Source organism: Trinickia sp. (assembly GCF_051953955.1).
Lineage (GTDB): Bacteria > Pseudomonadota > Gammaproteobacteria > Burkholderiales > Burkholderiaceae > Trinickia.
On record NZ_JBQCIF010000015.1, the window covers coordinates 38,282 to 57,491 of the forward strand.

Annotated in this window: 13 protein-coding genes; 7 read left to right on the forward strand and 6 right to left on the reverse strand. The window is 65.6% G+C overall.

Annotated features, from left to right (window positions below; translation table 11 throughout):
* The first annotated feature begins 9 nt into the window (after positions 1 to 9).
* The 4 genes from ACTHNZ_RS02460 to ACTHNZ_RS02475 all read left to right on the forward strand — a co-directional run bounded on the left by ACTHNZ_RS02460 (position 10) and on the right by ACTHNZ_RS02475 (position 7,486).
* Complete coding sequence (locus ACTHNZ_RS02460) at positions 10 to 3,141, forward strand: MdtB/MuxB family multidrug efflux RND transporter permease subunit (RefSeq protein ID WP_440540900.1); 3,132 nt, start codon at positions 10 to 12, stop codon at positions 3,139 to 3,141.
* Positions 3,138 to 6,443 carry an efflux RND transporter permease subunit gene (locus ACTHNZ_RS02465; RefSeq protein ID WP_440540901.1) on the forward strand — a complete coding sequence of 1,102 codons (3,306 nt, stop codon included), beginning with the start codon at positions 3,138 to 3,140 and terminating at the stop codon, positions 6,441 to 6,443. Before ACTHNZ_RS02460 ends, ACTHNZ_RS02465 begins: the two co-directional genes overlap by 4 nt.
* 118 nt (positions 6,444 to 6,561) lie before the next feature.
* A complete protein-coding gene (locus tag ACTHNZ_RS02470) occupies positions 6,562 to 6,957 on the forward strand; it encodes a hypothetical protein (protein ID WP_440540902.1) in 396 nt (131 codons plus the stop codon).
* A gap of 4 nt (positions 6,958 to 6,961) precedes the next feature.
* A complete protein-coding gene (locus ACTHNZ_RS02475; protein ID WP_440540903.1) occupies positions 6,962 to 7,486 on the forward strand; it encodes a hypothetical protein in 525 nt (174 codons plus the stop codon).
* A gap of 39 nt (positions 7,487 to 7,525) precedes the next feature.
* Here the strand turns inward: ACTHNZ_RS02475 and ACTHNZ_RS02480 are convergent, their stop codons facing one another.
* On the reverse strand, positions 7,526 to 8,089 hold the full coding sequence (locus tag ACTHNZ_RS02480; RefSeq protein ID WP_440540904.1) for a peroxiredoxin: 564 nt from the start codon (positions 8,087 to 8,089) through the stop codon (positions 7,526 to 7,528).
* Positions 8,090 to 8,115: 26 nt separating this feature from the next.
* Positions 8,116 to 9,423, reverse strand: a complete 1,308-nt coding sequence (locus ACTHNZ_RS02485; RefSeq protein ID WP_440540905.1) for an EAL and HDOD domain-containing protein — start codon at positions 9,421 to 9,423, stop codon at positions 8,116 to 8,118.
* A gap of 256 nt (positions 9,424 to 9,679) precedes the next feature.
* Here ACTHNZ_RS02485 and ACTHNZ_RS02490 point away from each other — a divergent pair, with 256 nt between their 5' ends.
* Positions 9,680 to 11,515 carry a putative bifunctional diguanylate cyclase/phosphodiesterase gene (locus tag ACTHNZ_RS02490; RefSeq protein WP_440540906.1) on the forward strand — a complete coding sequence of 612 codons (1,836 nt, stop codon included), beginning with the start codon at positions 9,680 to 9,682 and terminating at the stop codon, positions 11,513 to 11,515.
* A 68-nt stretch (positions 11,516 to 11,583) separates the two neighbouring features.
* Entirely contained in the window at positions 11,584 to 13,038 is a 1,455-nt protein-coding gene (locus ACTHNZ_RS02495) for an HDOD domain-containing protein (RefSeq protein ID WP_440540907.1), read from the forward strand.
* A gap of 75 nt (positions 13,039 to 13,113) precedes the next feature.
* On the opposite strand, the gene ACTHNZ_RS02500 is transcribed toward ACTHNZ_RS02495, so the two are convergent.
* The gene (locus ACTHNZ_RS02500; RefSeq protein ID WP_440540908.1) at positions 13,114 to 14,478 is read right to left on the reverse strand and encodes an EAL and HDOD domain-containing protein; all 1,365 of its coding nucleotides are present in this window, start codon (positions 14,476 to 14,478) and stop codon (positions 13,114 to 13,116) included.
* Between the two features lie 222 nt (positions 14,479 to 14,700).
* Positions 14,701 to 15,498 (reverse strand): ABC transporter substrate-binding protein, encoded by a 798-nt coding sequence (locus tag ACTHNZ_RS02505; protein ID WP_440540909.1) that lies wholly within the window; start codon positions 15,496 to 15,498, stop codon positions 14,701 to 14,703.
* Positions 15,499 to 15,910: 412 nt separating this feature from the next.
* Between ACTHNZ_RS02505 and ACTHNZ_RS02510 the strand changes: the two genes are divergently transcribed.
* Positions 15,911 to 16,705, forward strand: coding sequence for a hypothetical protein (locus ACTHNZ_RS02510; protein ID WP_440540910.1), 795 nt, complete (start codon positions 15,911 to 15,913; stop codon positions 16,703 to 16,705).
* A gap of 36 nt (positions 16,706 to 16,741) precedes the next feature.
* On the opposite strand, the gene astE is transcribed toward ACTHNZ_RS02510, so the two are convergent.
* Together astE and astB are read right to left on the reverse strand one after the other, a co-directional pair.
* On the reverse strand, positions 16,742 to 17,779 hold the full coding sequence (gene astE / locus ACTHNZ_RS02515; RefSeq protein ID WP_440540911.1) for a succinylglutamate desuccinylase: 1,038 nt from the start codon (positions 17,777 to 17,779) through the stop codon (positions 16,742 to 16,744).
* 85 nt (positions 17,780 to 17,864) lie between these two features.
* A complete protein-coding gene (gene astB, locus ACTHNZ_RS02520; RefSeq protein WP_440540912.1) occupies positions 17,865 to 19,205 on the reverse strand; it encodes an N-succinylarginine dihydrolase in 1,341 nt (446 codons plus the stop codon).
* Positions 19,206 to 19,210: the final 5 nt, after the last annotated feature.

Genomic DNA, 19,210 nt, shown 5'->3' on the forward strand with positions numbered 1-19,210 from the left:
TGCACTCGCATGAATCCGTCCCGCGCCTTCATCCTGCGCCCCGTCGGCACGGCCCTCTTGATGGCGGCCATCATGCTCGTCGGGCTCGTCGCGCTGCGCTTTCTGCCGATCTCGGCCCTGCCCGAGGTGGACTACCCGACGATCCAGGTCCAAACGTTCTATCCCGGCGCGAGCCCCGAGGTCATGACCTCGTCGGTCACCGCGCCGCTCGAGCGCCAGTTCGGCCAAATGCCGTCGCTCAATCAGATGTCGTCGCAAAGCTCGGCCGGCGCGTCGGTCATCACGCTCCAGTTCAGCCTCGATCTGCCGCTCGACATCGCTGAGCAAGAGGTGCAGGCCGCCATCAACGCGGCGGGCAACCTGCTGCCCGCCGATCTGCCCGCGCCGCCGATCTACGCCAAGGTCAATCCGGCCGACGCGCCGATCCTCACGCTCGCGATCACGTCGAACACGACGCCGCTTACCGACGTCGAGGACCTCGCCGATACGCGGCTTGCCGAGAAAATCTCGCAGGTGGCCGGCGTCGGCCTCGTCAGCATCAGCGGCGGCCAGCGGCCGGCGGTGCGCATCCAAGCGAATCCGCTCGCCCTGGCTTCGTACGGCTTGAATCTCGACGATCTGCGCACGAGCATCGCGAATCTGAACGTGAACACGCCGAAAGGCAACTTCGACGGCCCGACACGCAACTTCACGATCAACGCCAACGACCAACTCACCGATGCGAGCGCGTACGATGACGCCATCGTCGCCTACAAGAACGGGCGCCCCGTCATGCTCACCGACGTGGCGAAGATCGTCGACGGCGCCCAGAACACGAAGCTCGGCGCATGGGTCGGTGCGGGAGGCAAAGTCACGCCGGCGATCTTGCTCAACGTTCAGCGTCAGCCCGGCGCGAACGTGATTCAAGTCGTCGACAGCGTGAAGGCGTTGCTGCCGCAACTGCAGGCCTCGCTGCCGGCCGCCGTCAACGTGGCCGTGATCACCGATCGCACGACGACGATCCGCGCCTCCGTGCGGGACGTCCAGTTCGAGCTGGCGATGTCGGTCGTGCTCGTCGTCCTCGTGATGTACTTGTTTCTTGCCAACGTCTACGCGACGATCATTCCGAGCTTGTCGGTGCCGCTTTCGCTGATCGGCACGCTCGCCGTCATGTACCTGTGCGGGTTTTCGCTCGACAACCTTTCGCTGATGGCGTTGACGATCGCCACCGGATTCGTCGTCGACGACGCCATCGTCATGATCGAGAACATCGCACGCTACGTCGAGCAAGGGGACACGGCGATCGAAGCCGCGCTCAAAGGTTCGAAACAGATCGGCTTCACGATCATTTCGCTGACGGTCTCGCTGATCGCCGTGCTGATTCCGCTGTTGTTCATGGGCGACGTCGTGGGCCGGCTCTTTCACGAATTCGCGATCACGCTCGCCGTCACGATCGTCATCTCGGCCGTCGTTTCGCTGACGCTCGTGCCGATGATGTGCGCGAAGCTGCTGAGGCATACGCCCCCGCTCGAAAGCCATCGGTTCGAAGCGAAGGCTCACGCCGTCATCGATGCCGTCATCGCGCGCTATGCCGTTGCCTTGCGCTGGGTGCTCGCGCGCCGAAGCGCCACGCTCGTCGTCGCCGTATTGACGCTCGTGCTGACGGCACTCCTTTACGTGCTCATTCCGAAAGGCTTCTTCCCCGTGCAGGACACGGGCGTCATCCAAGCGATCACGCAAGCGCCGCAGTCGATCTCGTACGGGGCGATGGCCGAGCGCCAGGAAGCGCTGGCGAGCGCGATCCTGAAGGATCCGAACGTCGACAGCTTGACCTCGTTCATCGGCGTCGACGGCACGAACATCACGCTCAACAGCGGCCGCATGCTGATCAATCTGAAGCCGCACGGCGACCGTTCGAAAAGCGCCACCGAGATCATCCGCGACCTCGAAAGCGAAACGGCGAATGTGGCCGGCATCACGCTCTATCTGCAGCCGGTGCAGGACTTGACGATCAACTCGACCGTCAGCGCCACGCAGTATCAGTTCATGCTGACCGACCCGAACGCCGACGAATTCGCGACCTGGGTGCCCAAGCTCGTCGATCGACTGCAGCAGGCGCCCGAGCTGGCCGACGTCGCCACCGATCTCCAGCAGAGCGGCCGATCCGTCTACGTCGAGATCGATCGTGCCACGGCCGCTCGCTTCGGGATCACGCCGGCCACCGTCGACAATGCGCTTTACGACGCGTTCGGGCAGCGCATCATCTCGACGATCTTCACGCAGTCGAACCAGTACCGCGTGATCCTCGAGACCGATCCGCGCATGCAGCATTACGTCGATGCGCTGAAGTCGATTTATCTCCCCTCGTCGCAAGGCACGGGCGAGCAAGTGCCGCTCGCCGCGATCGCCAAGTTCATCGAACGCCCCGCGCCGCTGCTCGTCTCGCACCTGGGACAGTTTCCCGCCACGACCGTATCGTTCAACCTCGCGCCGGGCGCCTCGCTCGGAGCCGCGGTGAAGGCGATCGCGCAGGCCGAGCGCGACGTCGGCCTGCCGCCCTCGTTCCAAACGCGCTTCCAAGGGGCGGCCCTGGCATTCCAGGCTTCGCTCGCGAACGAGCTGTTCCTGATCCTCGCGGCCATCGTGACGATGTACATCGTGCTCGGCGTGCTCTACGAGAGTTTCATCCATCCGATCACGATTCTCTCGACGCTGCCTTCGGCCGGCGTCGGCGCGCTGCTCGCGCTGATCGTCTCCGGGCATGACCTCGACATCATCGGCATCATCGGCATCGTGCTCTTGATCGGCATCGTCAAAAAGAACGCCATCATGATGATCGACTTCGCGCTCGAAGCGGAGCGCGAACAAGGCAAGCGCCCCGAGGAGGCGATCTATCAAGCGTGTCTGCTGCGCTTCAGGCCGATCCTGATGACGACGATGGCCGCGCTGCTCGGCGCATTGCCGCTGATGCTCGGCACGGGCGTGGGCTCCGAGCTGCGCCATCCGCTCGGCATCGCGATCGCGGGCGGGCTCATCGTGAGCCAGTTGCTGACGCTGTTTACGACGCCCGTGATCTACTTGGGCTTCGATTCGCTCGCGCGGCGCCTGCGCGAGCGCTTCGGCGCGGGCCGGCGGCCGGCCGGCGGGAACGTGAACCCGTGAACCTCTCCCGCCCGTTCATCTCGCGCCCCGTCGCGACGACGCTGCTCGCGATCGGCGTCGCGCTTTCCGGCGTGTTCGCCTTCGTCAAACTGCCCGTCGCGCCGCTGCCGCAGGTCGATTTCCCGACCATCTCGGTCCAGGCTCAACTGCCCGGCGCGAGCCCCGAAACCGTGGCCACGAGCGTCGCCAGCCCGCTCGAGCGGCATCTGGGGCAGATTGCCGACGTTACGGAAATGACGTCGATGAGCGGCGTCGGCCAAACGCGGATCACGCTCCAGTTCGGCTTGAACCGCGACATCGACGGCGCCGCGCGCGACGTCCAAGCCGCCATCAACGCCGCCCGCGCCGATCTGCCGACGAGCCTGCGCAGCAACCCGACGTACCACAAGGTCAATCCGGCCGATGCGCCAATTCTGATTCTGTCGCTGACGTCCAAGACCGTCCCGCCCGGCCAGCTCTACGACGCCGCCTCGACCGTCCTGCAGCAAGCGCTGTCGCAAGTCGACGGTGTGGGCGAGGTGGACGTCAGCGGCTCGGCGAACCCGGCCGTGCGCGTCGAGCTCGAACCGCAGGCCCTGTTCCACTACGGCATCGGACTCGAAGACGTCCGAGCGGCCCTCGCGGCCGCGAATGCGAACAGCCCCAAGGGCTCGATCGACTTCGGCGAGAACCGCGTTCAGCTTTATACGAACGATCAGGCCAAGGCCGCCGCGCAGTACAAGGATCTCGTCATCGCCTATCGCCACGGCGCGGCGGTCAAGCTCTCCGACGTCGCGCAGGTTCAGGATTCGGTCGAGGACCTGCGCAACCTCGGCCTCATGAACGGCCAGCGGTCGGTGCTCGTGATTCTGTACCGGCAGCCTGGCGCGAACATCGTCTCGACGATCGATCGCGTGCTGGCCATGCTGCCTCAACTGCAAGCGTCGGTGCCGGCCGCGATCGACATCACGTCCGTGGCCGATCGATCGACGACGATCCGCGCCTCGCTGAAGGACACCGAACGCACGCTGATCGTCGCCGTGGTGCTCGTCATCACCGTCGTATTCCTGTTCTTGCGCAACTGGCGCGCGACGCTGATCCCGAGCGTGGCCGTGCCGATCTCGATCATCGGCACGTTCGCGGCGATGTATCTGCTGCACTACTCGATCGACAATCTCTCGCTGATGGCGCTGATCGTTGCCACGGGTTTCGTCGTCGACGACGCGATCGTCGTGCTGGAGAACATCTCGCGCCACATCGAGGAGGGCGTGCCGCGCATGCGGGCGGCCTATCTCGGCGCGCGCGAGGTCGGCTTCACCGTGACGTCGATCAGCATCTCGCTCGTCGCGGTGTTTCTACCGATCCTGCTGATGGGCGGCATCGTCGGACGGCTCTTCCGCGAATTCGCCGTCACGCTTTCGCTCGCGATCGCCGTCTCGCTGGCGGTTTCGCTGACGGTCACGCCGATGATGTGCTCGCGCCTGCTCGCGGATGCCGAGCACCGTCCGAAGGAGGGGCCGCTCGCACAGCGGCTCGAGCGCGCATTCGCACGGCTGCAGGCCGGCTACGCACGCACGCTCGGATGGGCGCTGTCGCATCCGCTGCTGATCCTCATGACGCTGATTGCGACGATCGCGCTGAACGCCTATCTGTACGTGGTCGTGCCGAAAGGCTTCTTTCCGCAGCAGGACACGGGACGGCTCGTCGGCGGCATCCAAGCCGATCAGGCGACCTCGTTCCAGGCGATGAAGGTCAAGTTCTCGGAAATGATGGCGATCGTGCAGCACAATCCGAACGTCGCCAACGTCATCGGCTTCACGGGCGGCCGACAGACGAATTCGGGCTTCATGTTCGTCACGCTCAAGCCGAAGACCGAACGCAAGGCATCCGCCGATCAGGTCATCGCGCAACTGCGCAAACCGCTCGGTCACGTCGCCGGCGCGCAGACGTTCCTGCAAGCCGTGCAGGACATCCGCGTCGGCGGCCGGCAGTCCAATGCGCAATACCAATACACGCTGCTCGGCGATTCGAGCGCCGAGGTCTACAAGTGGGCGCCGCGCCTGACGGAGGCCCTCAAGCATCGCCCCGAACTCGCCGACGTCAACTCCGATCAGCAGCAAGGCGGGCTCGAATCGTTCGTGACGATCAATCGCCAGAGCGCCGCACGGCTCAAGATCACGCCTTCGCAGATCGACAACACGCTCTACGACGCCTTCGGGCAGCGACAGGTCTCGACGATCTACAACGCGCTGAACCAGTACCACGTCGTCATGGAGGTAGCACCGCGCTATTGGCAAGACCCGGCGATGCTGAATCAGGTTTATATCAGCACCTCGGGCGGCAGCGCGGGCGGTTCGCAATCGACGAACGCGGTAGCGGGTACGTTCGCGGCGGCGACGACGAGCGCCACGAGCGCGGCGCGCTCGACCACTGCAAACGCCGGCGCCGCTGCCATTGCGGCCGATTCGGCGCGCAACTTGGCGAACAACTCGATCGCCGCGAGCGGCAAGTCGAGCGCATCGACGGGCGCGGCGGTTTCGACCTCGCAAGAGACGATGATTCCGCTGTCGGCCATCGCCTCGTTCGGGCCCGGCAGCACGCCGATTGCCGTCAATCACCAAGGGCCGTTCGTCGCCTCGACGATCTCGTTCAATCTCCCGCCCGGGAAATCGCTGTCGGAGGCGACGCGGGCGATCGACGAAACGGCCGCCGAAATCGGCATGCCCGCGACGATTCACGGCAACTTCTCGGGCACGGCGCAGGCGTTCCAGCAGTCGACGCGTGACATGCCGCTCTTGATCCTCGCCGCGCTCGCCGCCGTCTACATCGTGCTCGGCATGCTCTACGAGAGCTACATCCACCCGATCACGATTCTCTCGACCCTGCCGTCTGCCGGCGTCGGCGCGCTGCTGGCCCTGCTGCTGTTTCATTCGGAGTTCAGCATCATCGCACTCATCGGCGTCATTTTGCTGATCGGCATCGTCAAAAAGAACGCGATCATGATGGTCGATTTCGCCATCGAGGCCTCCCGTCAAGGCCTGTCCTCGTTCGATGCGATCCATCGTGCGTGCGTGCTGCGCTTCCGGCCGATCATGATGACGACGTGCGCCGCGCTGCTCGGCGCGCTGCCGCTTGCGTTCGGCGGCGGCGAAGGCGCCGAGCTGCGCTCGCCGCTCGGCATTTCCATCGTCGGGGGCTTGCTCGTCAGCCAGGTTCTGACGCTTTATACGACGCCCGTCGTCTATCTCTACATGGACCGGCTGCGCGTCTGGCGCGAGAAGCGCCGCGCCCGCCGGAACGCGTCGCCGCGCGGCGCCGGGTAAGGCGCTGAAACAATTGTGAACGGGCCCGTTATAGCGCTCGCGCGCACGATGGCCTAGCCTTGTCGAGTAGGCTGCCGCCGCAAGCGGCGGCGCATCCAATCGACACAAGGAGTTCATCGTGCGGCGGTTTCACGCTTCACTTGCACTGGCGGCCGCAGCCTGCCTCGGCTTCGCCGGCGCGGCGCATGCGGCGCATTGGCGCGTCGGGGTCTACATGGGCGCGCCTGCACCGTACTACTACCCCTACGGGGTGCCGGTCGCGCCGGCGCCTTACTACTACCCGCCCTACTCGCCGTACCCGCCGTACCCGCCCCCAGTCGTCGTCGTGCCCGACCAGCCGGATACGACCTACGTCGAGCGCCCGCAACCGGGGCAGGACGACCAAGCCCAGGACGGGCCGCAGCAGGGCACCTGGTGGTATTGCGACCGGACGAAGTCCTACTACCCCTACGTCAAACAATGCGCGAGCGGCTGGCGCGAAGTGCCAGCCACCCCGCCCGCACCGAAGCGGTGACGATATGAGCGATTCCACGCTGATCACGCTGACGCGCGCCAAGCGGCGCGTAATATGGCTGCCTCTAGCAGCGCTAGGGGCCCTGAGCGCCTGTACCGTCATGCCGACGGGCCCGAGCGTCATGGCGTTGCCCGGCACCGGCAAGACATTCGACCAATTCCGCGCCGACGACTACAACTGCCGCCAGTACGCATTGGCGCAAGTCGGCGGCGTGAGCGCGAATCAAGCCGCCACGACGGCCGGGGTCGGCAGCGCGGCGCTCGGAACGGCCGTGGGTGCGGCGGCGGGTGCGGCGTTCGGCGGCGGACGCGGCGCGGCCGTCGGCGCGGGCGCCGGGCTGCTCACGGGCGGTGCGATCGGCATGGGAGCCGCCCAAGGCTCGGCCTACGACATCCAGCGGCGCTACGACTACGCATACGTCCAGTGCATGTACGCGCAGGGCGAGCGCGTGCCGATGCCGGCCGGCTACGACAGCGCACCGCGGCGCTATTACTACACGCCGCCACCGCCGCCACCGCCCGGCTATTGAGTCGAGGCAGCGGACGGCGCAGGCGCATCGGCCCTTGGATCAGCGCTGCGGATGATCCTTCGCCCACTGCTTGACGGCGTTCAACGTGTTCTCGACGTGCTTGTCGGGCGACAGGCTCGTGTATTCGTAGATGATCGTGCCGTCGGGCGCGATGACGTACGACACGCGGTTCGCCATCGTCTTCACGAGCGGCATGGCGGCGTCGTAGGCGTCGATGATGTGCCGCTGCGGATCGGCGGCCACGGGGAATTTGCTACGGCACTCGCTGACGGAAAACTTCTTGAGCGTGGCAATGTCGTCATGCGACACGCCGATGACGCTGGCGCCGTAGCGCTTGTATCGATCGACCGCGTCGGCGAATTCGTGCGCTTCGATCGTGCATCCCTTCGTGAACGCGGCCGGGTAGAAATAGAGCACGACGGGTCCCTTCTTCAACGCGTCGGCAAGCGAATACGGATAGGCATTGCCGCCGAGCGACGCCTCGGTCGTGAAGTCGGGCGCCTTGTCGCCGGCCTTGAGGACGGCCTGCGCATCGAGCGAGCAAACGGAAAGGATCGTGCAGGCAGCCGCCGCGCGTAGGGCGCGGCTCATGTATCGCTTCATTGCGACTCCTTGGATGACGGTTCGTATCACGCCATCTTATGCGCTTGCGCCCACATTGCGGCGCCGAGATTGATCTCGGCGAACACGGGCGGCGTCAACACGGCCAGTTCGGGATGGGCGAGCCGCATCTCGCGCGCCGCCTCGTCCTGAAAGCCGTCCTCGGCCGCTTCCGCCAGCGTGAGCAGCACGCCGAGCAAGCCGGTGCGATGAATGATCGCATCGCCGATTTCGGCGACGAGCCCGATCTGCTCGAGCGAAGCGGCCGGCTCGGCGTCGCCGAGCAAGACGTGCACGAGCGAGAACACGCCCGTCATGAAAGCGGCGTCGCCGAACCGCTCGCTGCCGGGCCGCACGCGGGCCGCCGCCAGCTCCATGAAACGCGAGCGGGCCCCGACCAGTTGGGCGAGCGGATCGGAGCGCCACGACACGCCGCTCGACGCATAGAGCAGCAGTTGTGCCCAGCGCGCGATTTGCCGCGTGCCCGTCGCGAGGATCGCTTCGCGAACGGAGGCGATGCGGCGGTCGAGCCCGTAAGCGCTCGAATTGACGAGCCGCAGCAGTTGCATCACGACGTCGGGACTGCGCTTGAGCTCTTGCTCGAGCTCGGTCAACGGCGCCTCCGACGCGATCAAGGCGAGCACCCGCAACAGCGACTGGCGCGACGGATCGCCGCGCCGCGCCGACAGCACTTGCGGGCGCGCGAAGTAATAGCCTTGGAACAGTTCGAAGCCTAGTTCTTGCGCGAGCGCATAGTCATCGCCCGTCTCGACCTTCTCCGCGACGAGCGTCTTGCCGTGCGCTTTCAGGGCTCGGGCCAACGCCGGCAGCCGCCCACGATCGACGGCCAAGAAATCGACCTTGACGATGTCGACCTGCGGCAACAGCGCGCGCAACTCTTCGGACAGCTCGATGACGTCGTCGAGCGCGATTCTGAAGCCGACGCGACGCAGCTTGCCGATGCGCTCGATCAGCGCGGCGTCGATCCGTACGGTTTCGAGCACCTCGAGCACGAAACGCTCCGGCGGCAATAGCATGACGATATCGTCGAACAGCATCTGGCGGCACACGTTGACGTAGCCGCAATGCGGGCCGAGCGTCGCGGACATGCCCATCGTGCACATCGCATTGGCGACCACGCGCGCCGTCGCCTGCGCGTCGTCGCAGATCAACGCGCGATTCACCTCGCTCTCGCGAAACAACAGCTCGTAGGCCTGAAGCGCCCCGTCTCGCGTGAGAATCGGCTGACGCCCGATGTAGAGACTGTCGATTTCGCAGCGGGGGGGCGCCTCGCCCAGCGGCGCAGCCTCCGCGCGCATCATCGATAATTCGGCCATGACTGATCCAGCTTAAGGTAAAACGAATGCGGCTCCGGCCATTGTCCATAAAAAGCGGCGGGAGCGCATGTCCGGGCCAATCCCGACTCAAGTTTCGCCCGAACCGGCTTCGTCATCCCTAAAGAATTCTTACGCCGTGCCGATAACACGGCCTGATGGGTGGCATGGTGACTTGCGAGCGCGGCTTGGCGTGCCATTGCGCGCCCGAGGCGGGATGCCCGCTGCCCCGATCGAGTTCAGTCGCTTGCGAGAACGAATGGAAGCAAAAACAATCGGTGCGCCCTGGCGCAGCGCCTGGCGCGCGGCGCTGGATCTTTTGCGCAGCCGCGCAGGCAGAGTGCTCCCTCGGCAGGGTGCCTTCCATTTCGTCAGCCCGGCGCCGACCCTGCAACTCGAAAAAACCCTCGGCGCCATCGATTTCCTGGCGCACGTGGACAACCATCTGCGCTTTCTCTACGTATCCGATGCGAGCCTGCGCTTCATCGGCTATCGGCGCGAGTACCTGCAGACGGTGACGCTGCACGAACTCGTTCCGAGCGCCGAAGCCGCGGCGCTCGACGCGCTCGTTGCGCGGGCGGCGGAGACGGGCCGCGTGGAGCGCGCGACGCTGCATCTTATGAAATCGCTGACCTACCCGATCGCGGTCGAGCTGCGGGTGGTCGCCAGCACGCACGCCGGTACGGCTGGCTTCGCGATCAGCGCTTTCGACGTCTCGGCCTGGCGCGCCAATGAAGAGCGACTGACTTACGAGTTGCACAGTGACCGCATGACGGGCCTGGCAAATGGACTCGCGCTATCGGCTGCCGTGAAGCGCGCGCGCGAGGAGGCCGACGCGAACGATACGGGCGCTGCCCTGCTGCTCGTCGATCTGGACGACTACCAGCGCGTGAATCGGGCGCTCGGCTACGACGCCGGCGATGCGCTCCTGCGCGAAACGGCGCGGCGGCTCGAAGCGCTCGTCACGGCCGACGACATGCTGGCGCGCGTGACGAGCGACGAGTTCGCCGTGCTCGTGCGGGCCGGCACGCGCGAGTTCGCCGCACAAGCGGCCGAGGCGCTCGGCAGGCGGCTCATGACCGCGGTGCAGCAACCCTATGCGGTGGACGGCCAGCCCGTGCACTTGTCCGCCAGCGTTGGGATTGCGCTCTACCCCGATCCGGCACAGGACAGCGGCACGCCCGGCTACTACGATCAATTGCTGCGCCGTGCCGATCAGGCGCTCGCCCAGGCCAAGGCCTCCGGCAGCAACACGCTCGCATTCCATGCCGAGCACGCCGATCCGGCCGACGCCGAGCGCCTGAAACTGGAAGCGGACCTCTACGACGGCGTGCGCAACGGCGAGTTCTCGCTGCACTTCCAGCCGATCACGAGCAGCCAGACCGGGGGCGTCGTCGGCGTCGAAGCGTTGATCCGCTGGCACCACCCCGTGCACGGATGGATACCCCCGTCGACGTTCATTCCGCTCGCCGAATCGATCGGCCTCATCAACTACCTCGGCAACTGGGTGCTCAAGATCGCCTGCATGCAGCTGATGCAGTGGGATGCGCAGGGCATCGTGCTGCAATACGTAGCCGTCAACGTCTCTCCCCAGCAGTTCCGCGATCCGCGCTTCATCCAGAACGTGCGCGATGCCGTGGCGCTCACGGGCGTCGATGCGAGCCGGCTCGTCTTCGAAATCACCGAATCGCTGCTGATGCAGGACCCGGCGCACGCCAAGGTGCTGCTGGAGGAACTGACGACCATCGGCATCCGCTTCGCCGTCGACGATTTCGGCACAGGCTACTCCTCGCTGGCATATCTACAACGCTTTCCGCTCGCCAAGTTAAAGATCGACCGCAGTTTCGTCGAGAACCTGCTAACCTCTCGCAACGATCAGGCGATCGTCCAAGCGGTGGTCGGCCTGGCCCAAACGTTGGAACTCGAGCTCGTCGCCGAAGGCGTCGAGACGGAGGCGCAACGCGAGTTGCTCACCGCAATGGGCTGCGGCCACATTCAGGGTTGGCTGGTTTGCAAAGCATTGCCGTCCGACGAGCTGGCCAGAAGGTTCGAGGAACGCGTGCTTCACCTGCACGAGGTGGCCGCGGCGGCTTAAGCCGATTGCCGCCCCGGGGAAGCGCGGCAATCACAAACAGATAGGCGTATGGTTCGAACGGGATTGACATGGTGAAGGCGGCGCTGCTCGATAAGCTATGGGCGCGCATGAGCGAGCGCGGCGACTTCCCGATGCTGTCGCAGTCGCTGCGCACCACGATGGCCGCCATGACGAACGATGACCTCGATTTCACGGGGCTCGTGCAAGTCGTGCTGTCGGACTTCGCGCTCACGCAGAAGGTGCTGCGGCTGGCGAACTCGGCCATGTACATGGCATTCGGCGGCAACATCACCACGGTGACGCGCGCCTTGATGGTGCTCGGCATGGACGCCGTCGGCCATCTCGTCGTCGGCTTGAAGATCGTCGATCACTTTCATCACAGCGCGCCGCATCGGATCGATGCCAAGCTCGAGCTCAATCGCACGATGCTCTCCGGCTGTGTGGCCCGCAAGCTCACCGAGCAGGGTGATTTGCGCGCGGGCGAGGAAGCCGTCGTCTGCACGCTGATGCGGCAAGTCGGCAAGCTGCTCGTCGTCTTCTACCTCGAGGCCGAATGGGAACAGATTCGGCAGAAAGCGAGCTCGGGCGAACTCGATGAATCGCTGGCCTGCGCCGCCGTGCTCGGCGTGACCTTCGAGGAACTCGGGCAGGAAGCGGCGCTGCGCTGGCGCCTGCCCGATACGATCCGTGCGGGCATGGGCACCTACGAGCCCGATGCCGAAGGGCCGCCGCAGCTGCAGTGGCTGCGTGCCGTGACCAACTATTCCACCGAAGTGGCGGATGTGCTGAGCGCGGCCGATGCGTCGGGCCACGCACGGGCCGCCCAGATCGCCGAGCTGGCTCACCGCTACGGTTCCGCGCTCGGAAGCGAGCCCGACGAATTGGCTCAGATGACCGTGAGGCTTGCGCGTGAAGAAGCCGGAGAAGGCTTCATGCGCGAAATCGACGAGCTGCGCGCGAATGCCGACGCAATCGCCCGGGCAAGCGTCGACGCGGAAGCACGGATCGCGGCCGGCGTGGAAGATCTGCGCGCGCTGCCGGCCGAGAATGCGCTCGCGCCCGTGCTGGCGCTGGCATCGGAAACGGTGCTGGCGGGGCTCAGTTTCGCACGGACGATCGTGTTCGTGCGACAGGGCTCCGGTTTGTACAAAGCGCGCCTCGGGTTCGGCCGCGACGTCGAACGCGCGCTACCTTCGCTGGCCTTCAAGGAAGCGTTCGAGCCCGACGTATTTCACCTGGCCATCGCCAATTCGGTCGGCATCTTCATCGAGAATGCGCGCGATCCGAAAATGATCGCCCGCTTGCCGTCGTGGTATCGCCATGCATTCGACGATGCCCGCTCGTTCGTACTGCTGCCCGTCGTCGCGCACCAATCGACCGTCGCACTGCTCTACGGCGATTGGTCGCTCGCACAGGAGCCGCGCAAGGTTTCGCAAGCGCAAATGAGCGCGCTCAACGAACTCGCGCGCGAGTTGGGGCGGTTCTTCGCGCATGCGCCGTCGCGCGAGCTCGAGACGCTGTAGTCGCTGCCGGCAGCCGCGACGAATCGAACCGTCGCGGCTGCGAGCCTCGGGCCATCATGAGGCCGCTCGTCCGCCTCACTCCTCCTCGATCCGCTCCAACCCTTCGTTTTCCTTGCCTTGATCGGCCTTGCTGGCCCATGCGGCCGCAGTGATCGCGAGTTGCGCGAGCTCGCCCGACGTGAGCGGCGCCAGCGCCGCACTCGCTCGATCGAGCGCTTCCCAGTCCGCGCGCTCCAGCGCTTCGATTGCGGAGAGCAGCGTGCCGAGCGAGCCTTCGCGCCGCAAGATGGCGGCGCGAATGTGGCTGGCGAGCGTCAGCGCCTCGAGCGTGTTCTCGAGCGTATCGCCGAACACCGCATCGACGAGCGAGAACACCCCCGTCAGGAACGCAGCGTCGACGACCTTGCGGTTCGCATGCGCGAGCCGCGTCGACGCCATTTCCATGAAGCGTGCACGCGTGGCGGCGAGCTGCACGAGCGGATCTTCCTCGAGCGGAACCTTGCGGCCATCGGCATAAAGCAGCAGCTGCGTCCAGCGCGCGATGCGGTTCGTCCCCGTCGCGTTGATCGCGTCGCGCAGCGTCGCCACCTTGCGGCCGATGCTGGCCTCGCCCGAGTTGGCCAAGCGCATCAGATGCATGACGAGCACGGGATTGAGCTTCAGTTCGGCTTCGAGCTGCGCGACGCTCGGATCGGACGAGAGCAAGCGCAGCAAATTGAGCAGTGCCTGACGCGGCGCATTGACGCGGCGCGCGCTTAGCTTGCTGCCGCGCGCGAAGAAGTAGCCTTGAAACAGGTCGAAGTGCAACGCCTTGGCCTGCTCGAACGCATCGTGCGTCTCGATGTTGAGCGCGATCAGCAGCTTGCCGGCCGATTTCAGCGCTTTCGCGAGCCGCTGCAGCAATTCGGGCTCGCATCGAGCCGGGTCGATCTTGATCGCGTGGGCATAAGGCAGCAGTTTCGCGAAGGCCTCGTCGGGCTGGCGCACGTCGTCGATGACGAAACGATAGCGCCGCGCATGCAACGTCACGAGCCGGGCGATCAACTCGGCATCGACGGTGAGCTGGGGCGAAATTTCGAGGAAGAAACGATCGGGCTTGAGGCGGGCGATGGCATCCGAGAAGAGCAGCGGGCGGCTTAGGTTGAGGTACCCCGGGTGGCCCGACAGTGCGGTGCGGACGTCGCTTGCGCTCAATGCTTCGAGCAGATGCGCGCAAGCGGCATCGGCCTCTTTGCGGGCGTCGGCTGCGTCGGCTTCCCCGCCTTCATCGCCTTCGCCGGCTTCGGCGACGGGCAGCGCGCGCAGATGCAATTCGAAGCCGCGCAGCAAGCCTTCGGCATCGACGATCGGCGCCCGCGCGGGATATCGCACGAGGCCGGCTCGGGTGGAATCCGATTCGCCTTCGGCTGGGCGCTGCGCCGAGTCGGTCACCGTCCCCATCGCCCCTCTCCTTTTTCTTCTTACGGTTAGCGGCGCGACGCTGGTCTCGACGTCTCGTTCTCGCGCGCAAGTTGGGGCGATTATAACTGCAAACACCTGCCCGAAAATCGCGCCCGCGCACCACGGCAGGCATCGGCGCGACGCTACGTTCGCCGCGTCGCGCGAACCCAGCGTCGCCGGTAACGGCGCTCGGCGGCGATTATTTCGGCGAGCGCTGAGTCATTACTTCAGGACCACCTTGACGTCGAAATACTTGGCGGCGATCTTGTCGATCGTACCATCGGCCTTGAGCGCCGCGAGCGCGCCGTTCAACTTCCCGAGCAACGCCTTATCGCTCTTGCGCACGCCATAACCGACCCCCGAGCCGAGCAGCTTCTGGTCGGAAACGGTGGGGCCCGCGAAATCGAAGCCTGCGCCTTGCGGGCGCTTCAGGAAGCCTTTGGAGGCCGCTTCGGAATCCTGGAACGCGGCGTCGAGCCGGCCCGAGGAGAGGTCGGCATACACTTGGTCCTGCGTTTGATAAGAGACGACGTCGATGCCGGCGGGCGCCCATTTCGCCTTCGCATACGTTTCTTGGATCGTGCCTTGCAGCACGCCCACGTGCTTGCCCTTGAGCGAGGCGACCACCGGCTGCAACCCGCTGCCCTTCTTCGCGATCAGTTGGTTCGGGATCGTGTAGATCGGATCGGTGAACGCGATCGCTTGCTTGCGCTGCTCGGTGATCGTCATGTCGGAGTTGATCGCGTCGAACTTGCGCGCTTGCAAGGCGGGAATCAGGCCGTCGAAGTCATTTTCGACCCAGACGCACTTGACGTTCAGCTTCGCACAAACGGCATTGCCGACGTCGATGTCGAAGCCTTGCAACTGCCCCGTGGCGCTCTTCGATTCGAACGGCGCGTACGATGCTTCGACACCGAAGCGAAGTTCCTTCGGATCCGCCGCCGAGACGCTGCCGGCTGCTGCCGCCGTCGCCGCCGCGACGAGCGCGAGCGACACTACTTTCCGCAAGTTCAGTTTCATCAGTTTTGCTTCCTGTACAGAGTGGGTGCCGAGATAGAACCTGGCGCGCATGCTGGCTGCGCCAAAAATGCCGCTCAACTGCCCGCCGTACGCTTGGTGCAGCGCACAAGGCAAGCGGGACCGGCATTGTACGGGGAGCGGGTGCGGCGGCGCGGCTAGCTATGCACGCCGGGCGAGGGGTCGGCCCTGGTTGCGCCGGCAACTAGGGGCGGTGAAGACGCAATTTCGCGTCGCGTCGGGACAATTCGTTTACGACGATCGACTCCCATCTCATTAAGGAAAAGGCGTTTCGTCATCGCGCTGCGGGGGTAGGACATGCAGCGCGGACGAAATCACCGCTCCGATGCGATCGATCACGCTTCGGCTCGAAGGGCTATGCTGGAGTCATCAACGATGCATGCAGGAGGCCGCCATGATCGCAAGAACCCTTGCCGCGCTGGCCGTTGCGGGCCTCGCCGTCACGTCGACGGTCACAGCACAGGCCCAGGAACGCCAGTTGGGGCATGAATCCGCGGTCGGCCCTCACTCCGCGGAGCACGGCCCCGGTGGAATGGGGGAAGGCCGAATGGGCGAAGGTCGTCAGGCCGCGCCGGGTCCGATGCGCCAGGGCGGACCTGCGCCCGGGGTGCCGGCTGCACCGAGCGTACGCCCAGGACCATCGGTCGCGCCAGGACGTGCACCCCAAGGCCAAGCACTCGGGCAACGACCGATCGAGCAAGCGCCCATGCGACAAACGCAGCCGGCCCCGCAACGACCGATGCAGCAAGCGCCGCGGGTGCCGATGCGTCCGAACAACGAGGCGACCGGCGTGCCGAACCACGGCCCGCGGCACGCGCCCGACATGTCGCGTCGCGCGCCGGTCGCCCCCATCGAACACGCGCCGCGCGCATTCGGCGCCGTTCCCGCCCCCTATCGCGGCAACATCCATCGTTTCGTCGATCAAGACGCACGCGTCTGGCGGGGCGGCCGCTGGCATCACGATCATCATCGCGGGCGTTTCGGCTGGTGGTGGGTCGTCGGAGGTCTCTGGTACTTCTATCCGCAGCCCGTGTACCCCTATCCGGACCCGTTTTCACCGGGCGACGTCGAATACGGGCCAAGCGAACCCGGCCAATACTGGTATTACTGCGAATCGGCAGGCCAGTACTACCCGTACGTGACGGATTGCCCCGAAGGGTGGCAGGCGGTCATCCCCGACGATCGGTAAACCGCGGTTCTCGCGGGGAGATCGGGGCGTCGCATTCTACGGAGCCAACCCAGCCATCGTCTCCCGCGTCGTTTCGACGACGGCAAGCCCCGCGCGCAAGCCAGGCTTCACCGTCCGGTTCGGAAACACGATCCGCTCTTCGTCGTGGGTGACGGCGTAGCGATAATCCCCATCGCTCGCGAGCACCGTGCCTTTTCGAAACGGCGTGAAGTTCGGGACGTCGTCGGACATGTGCAACGCGAATGCTTCGCTTTGCTTCGTGATCTGCCCGATGACCGTGAACACCCGGGGCATCGGCGCGCCCGAGAACCGGTTACCCGAGATCAACGAACGAACCGCTGCATCAGCTCCGCTGAAACGGCTCAGATCGTTTCGGCCGAACGGCATGACCTTGCCGAGTTCTAGCGTGCAAGCGTCCGCACCGAACGATTCGGCGGTGAAATGCGTATACGTATTGCCTTTTGCCGTATGCAGCAACACGGCCTCGATGCGCGCATCGGCAAGCCATTCGAACATCGTTCGCGAAGGGGCCCTGCCCGTGTGCGGCAGCAACGCGAAACGCTCGAATACCGAGGATCGAATCGCCGTGTGCATGTCGATGTGCCAGCGCGAATGCGCCACATCGCCCGCGCCCGAGAAAAAGTGCTTGGCCGCAGCCTCGAGCAGCCTCGCACGCGCCGCCTCGCCGCTGTGCGGCAACTGCGCGTACCAGCCACAGAACAGCCGATTCAAATCATCATCGACGTAGCGGCAACCTGCGCGCATCGCCGTCACGTTGCCGAGGATGATACCGACTCGGCATGCAAGCGGCACGTCGCCGCTTGCGATATCGGCCACCATCCGCGACAGCAACTCGATCGGAGCCGTCTCGTCGCCATGCACGCCCGCGGACAACAACACGCTGCCGACCGGCTTCGCATCGGGGCTGCCCGCAGACGCGGGCGCGAACTCCATCACGCCCTCCTCGAGCCACCGGTAATGCACGCCGCCGGCACACTCGCCCTGCGCATCCCCCATGCTCGGGCGCAAGCCGGCCAGCGTGAACGCCAAAAAATCGGCGAGCATCGCCGGCATCTCGGCCCGCGGTGAGCCGCCTCCAGCGCGCCGCACGTCCGCGGGGGAAGCATCAGGCGAATGCGAGCCGGCGGTCCGCTTCGATTCAGCGCTGGAAGTCATAGAGCGAACCGATGCCGAGAATTTGCGTCAACTCGTCGAGCGCCGTGCGCGATTCGTCGAGCAGCTTCGGGTCGGCGAGATCGCTCGGCGCCAGCCGATCGCGATAGTGCTTGCCGATCCAGGCGTCAAGCCGCGCGAACAGCACATCGTCGATCCACACGCCCGCCGCCACGGCCTGACGCTCGGCTTCGTTCAGCACGACGCGCAGGCGCAGGCACGCAGGCCCGCCGCCGTTCTTCATGCTTTCGCGCAAATCGAACACGAGCACCTCCCCGATCGGCCCGGAGCCGGCCATGAGATCGTCGAGATAGGCCGATACTCGCGGGTTCTCGCGGCACTCCTGCGGCACGACGAGGATGTCGCGGCCATCGGCGCGCGCGAGCAACTGGCTGTTGAACAGATACGATGAGACCGCATCGGACACGCTCACGCGCGCATCGGGCACTTCGATGACGTTCAACCGAGCGCCAGTTCGAGATAGTTGTGAGCGCAACTGATCGTAGACATCCGCTTGCGCCACGAACGCGCGCTCGTGGCAAAACAGCGTTTGCCGATTGCCCACCGCGATCACGTCATTGTGGAACACGCCCGCGTCGATGACATCGGGGCTTTGCTGTGCGTAGACCGTCCCCTCTTCGCTCAAGCCGTGCCGCTGCGCCACGGCGCGGCTCGCCTCGAACGTTTGCCGCGCGGGATAGCGCACGGGCTCGGAGCCGCGCCGATATTCGCTGCGCCCATAAACGAAGAATTCGACGCCGCGCTCACCGTACTGCGCGCAAAACCGCGTATGGTTCGCCGCGCCTTCGTCGCCGAGCGCGGGCGTACCGGGCAGCGCCTCGTGCACCGCGAAGCGAGCCGGATCAGCGAAGATCGACGACAGCGTGCGGCGCGTCGCCTCGTGCTCGATCGCGCGGTGCAGCTTGCTCGTGAGATTGGCCGGCGTGAAATGCACGCGGCCGTCATGCGTATCGGCCGAGGGGCTGACCGTCGCCGCATTGGCCGTCCACATTGCCGAGGCCGAACTGGCCGCGGCCAGCAGTTCGGGCGCATCCTTCGCCGCGCGCTCGATCACGGCCGCATCGGAGCCTGAAAACCCGAGCTCGCGCAGCAAGCGCAGCGACGGGCGCTCCTGCGGCGGCAGCACGCCTTGCAGGAAACCGAGGTCGGCCAACTGCTTCATTTTGCGCAGACCCTGCTTGGCGGCGGCGAGCGGATTGGCGACCGATTTCTCGTTCGTCTGCGACGCCACGTTCCCGAACGACAGGCCCGCGTAGTTGTGCGTCGGACCTACGAGTCCGTCGAAATTGGCTTCCCGTGCTTGCATCGTCG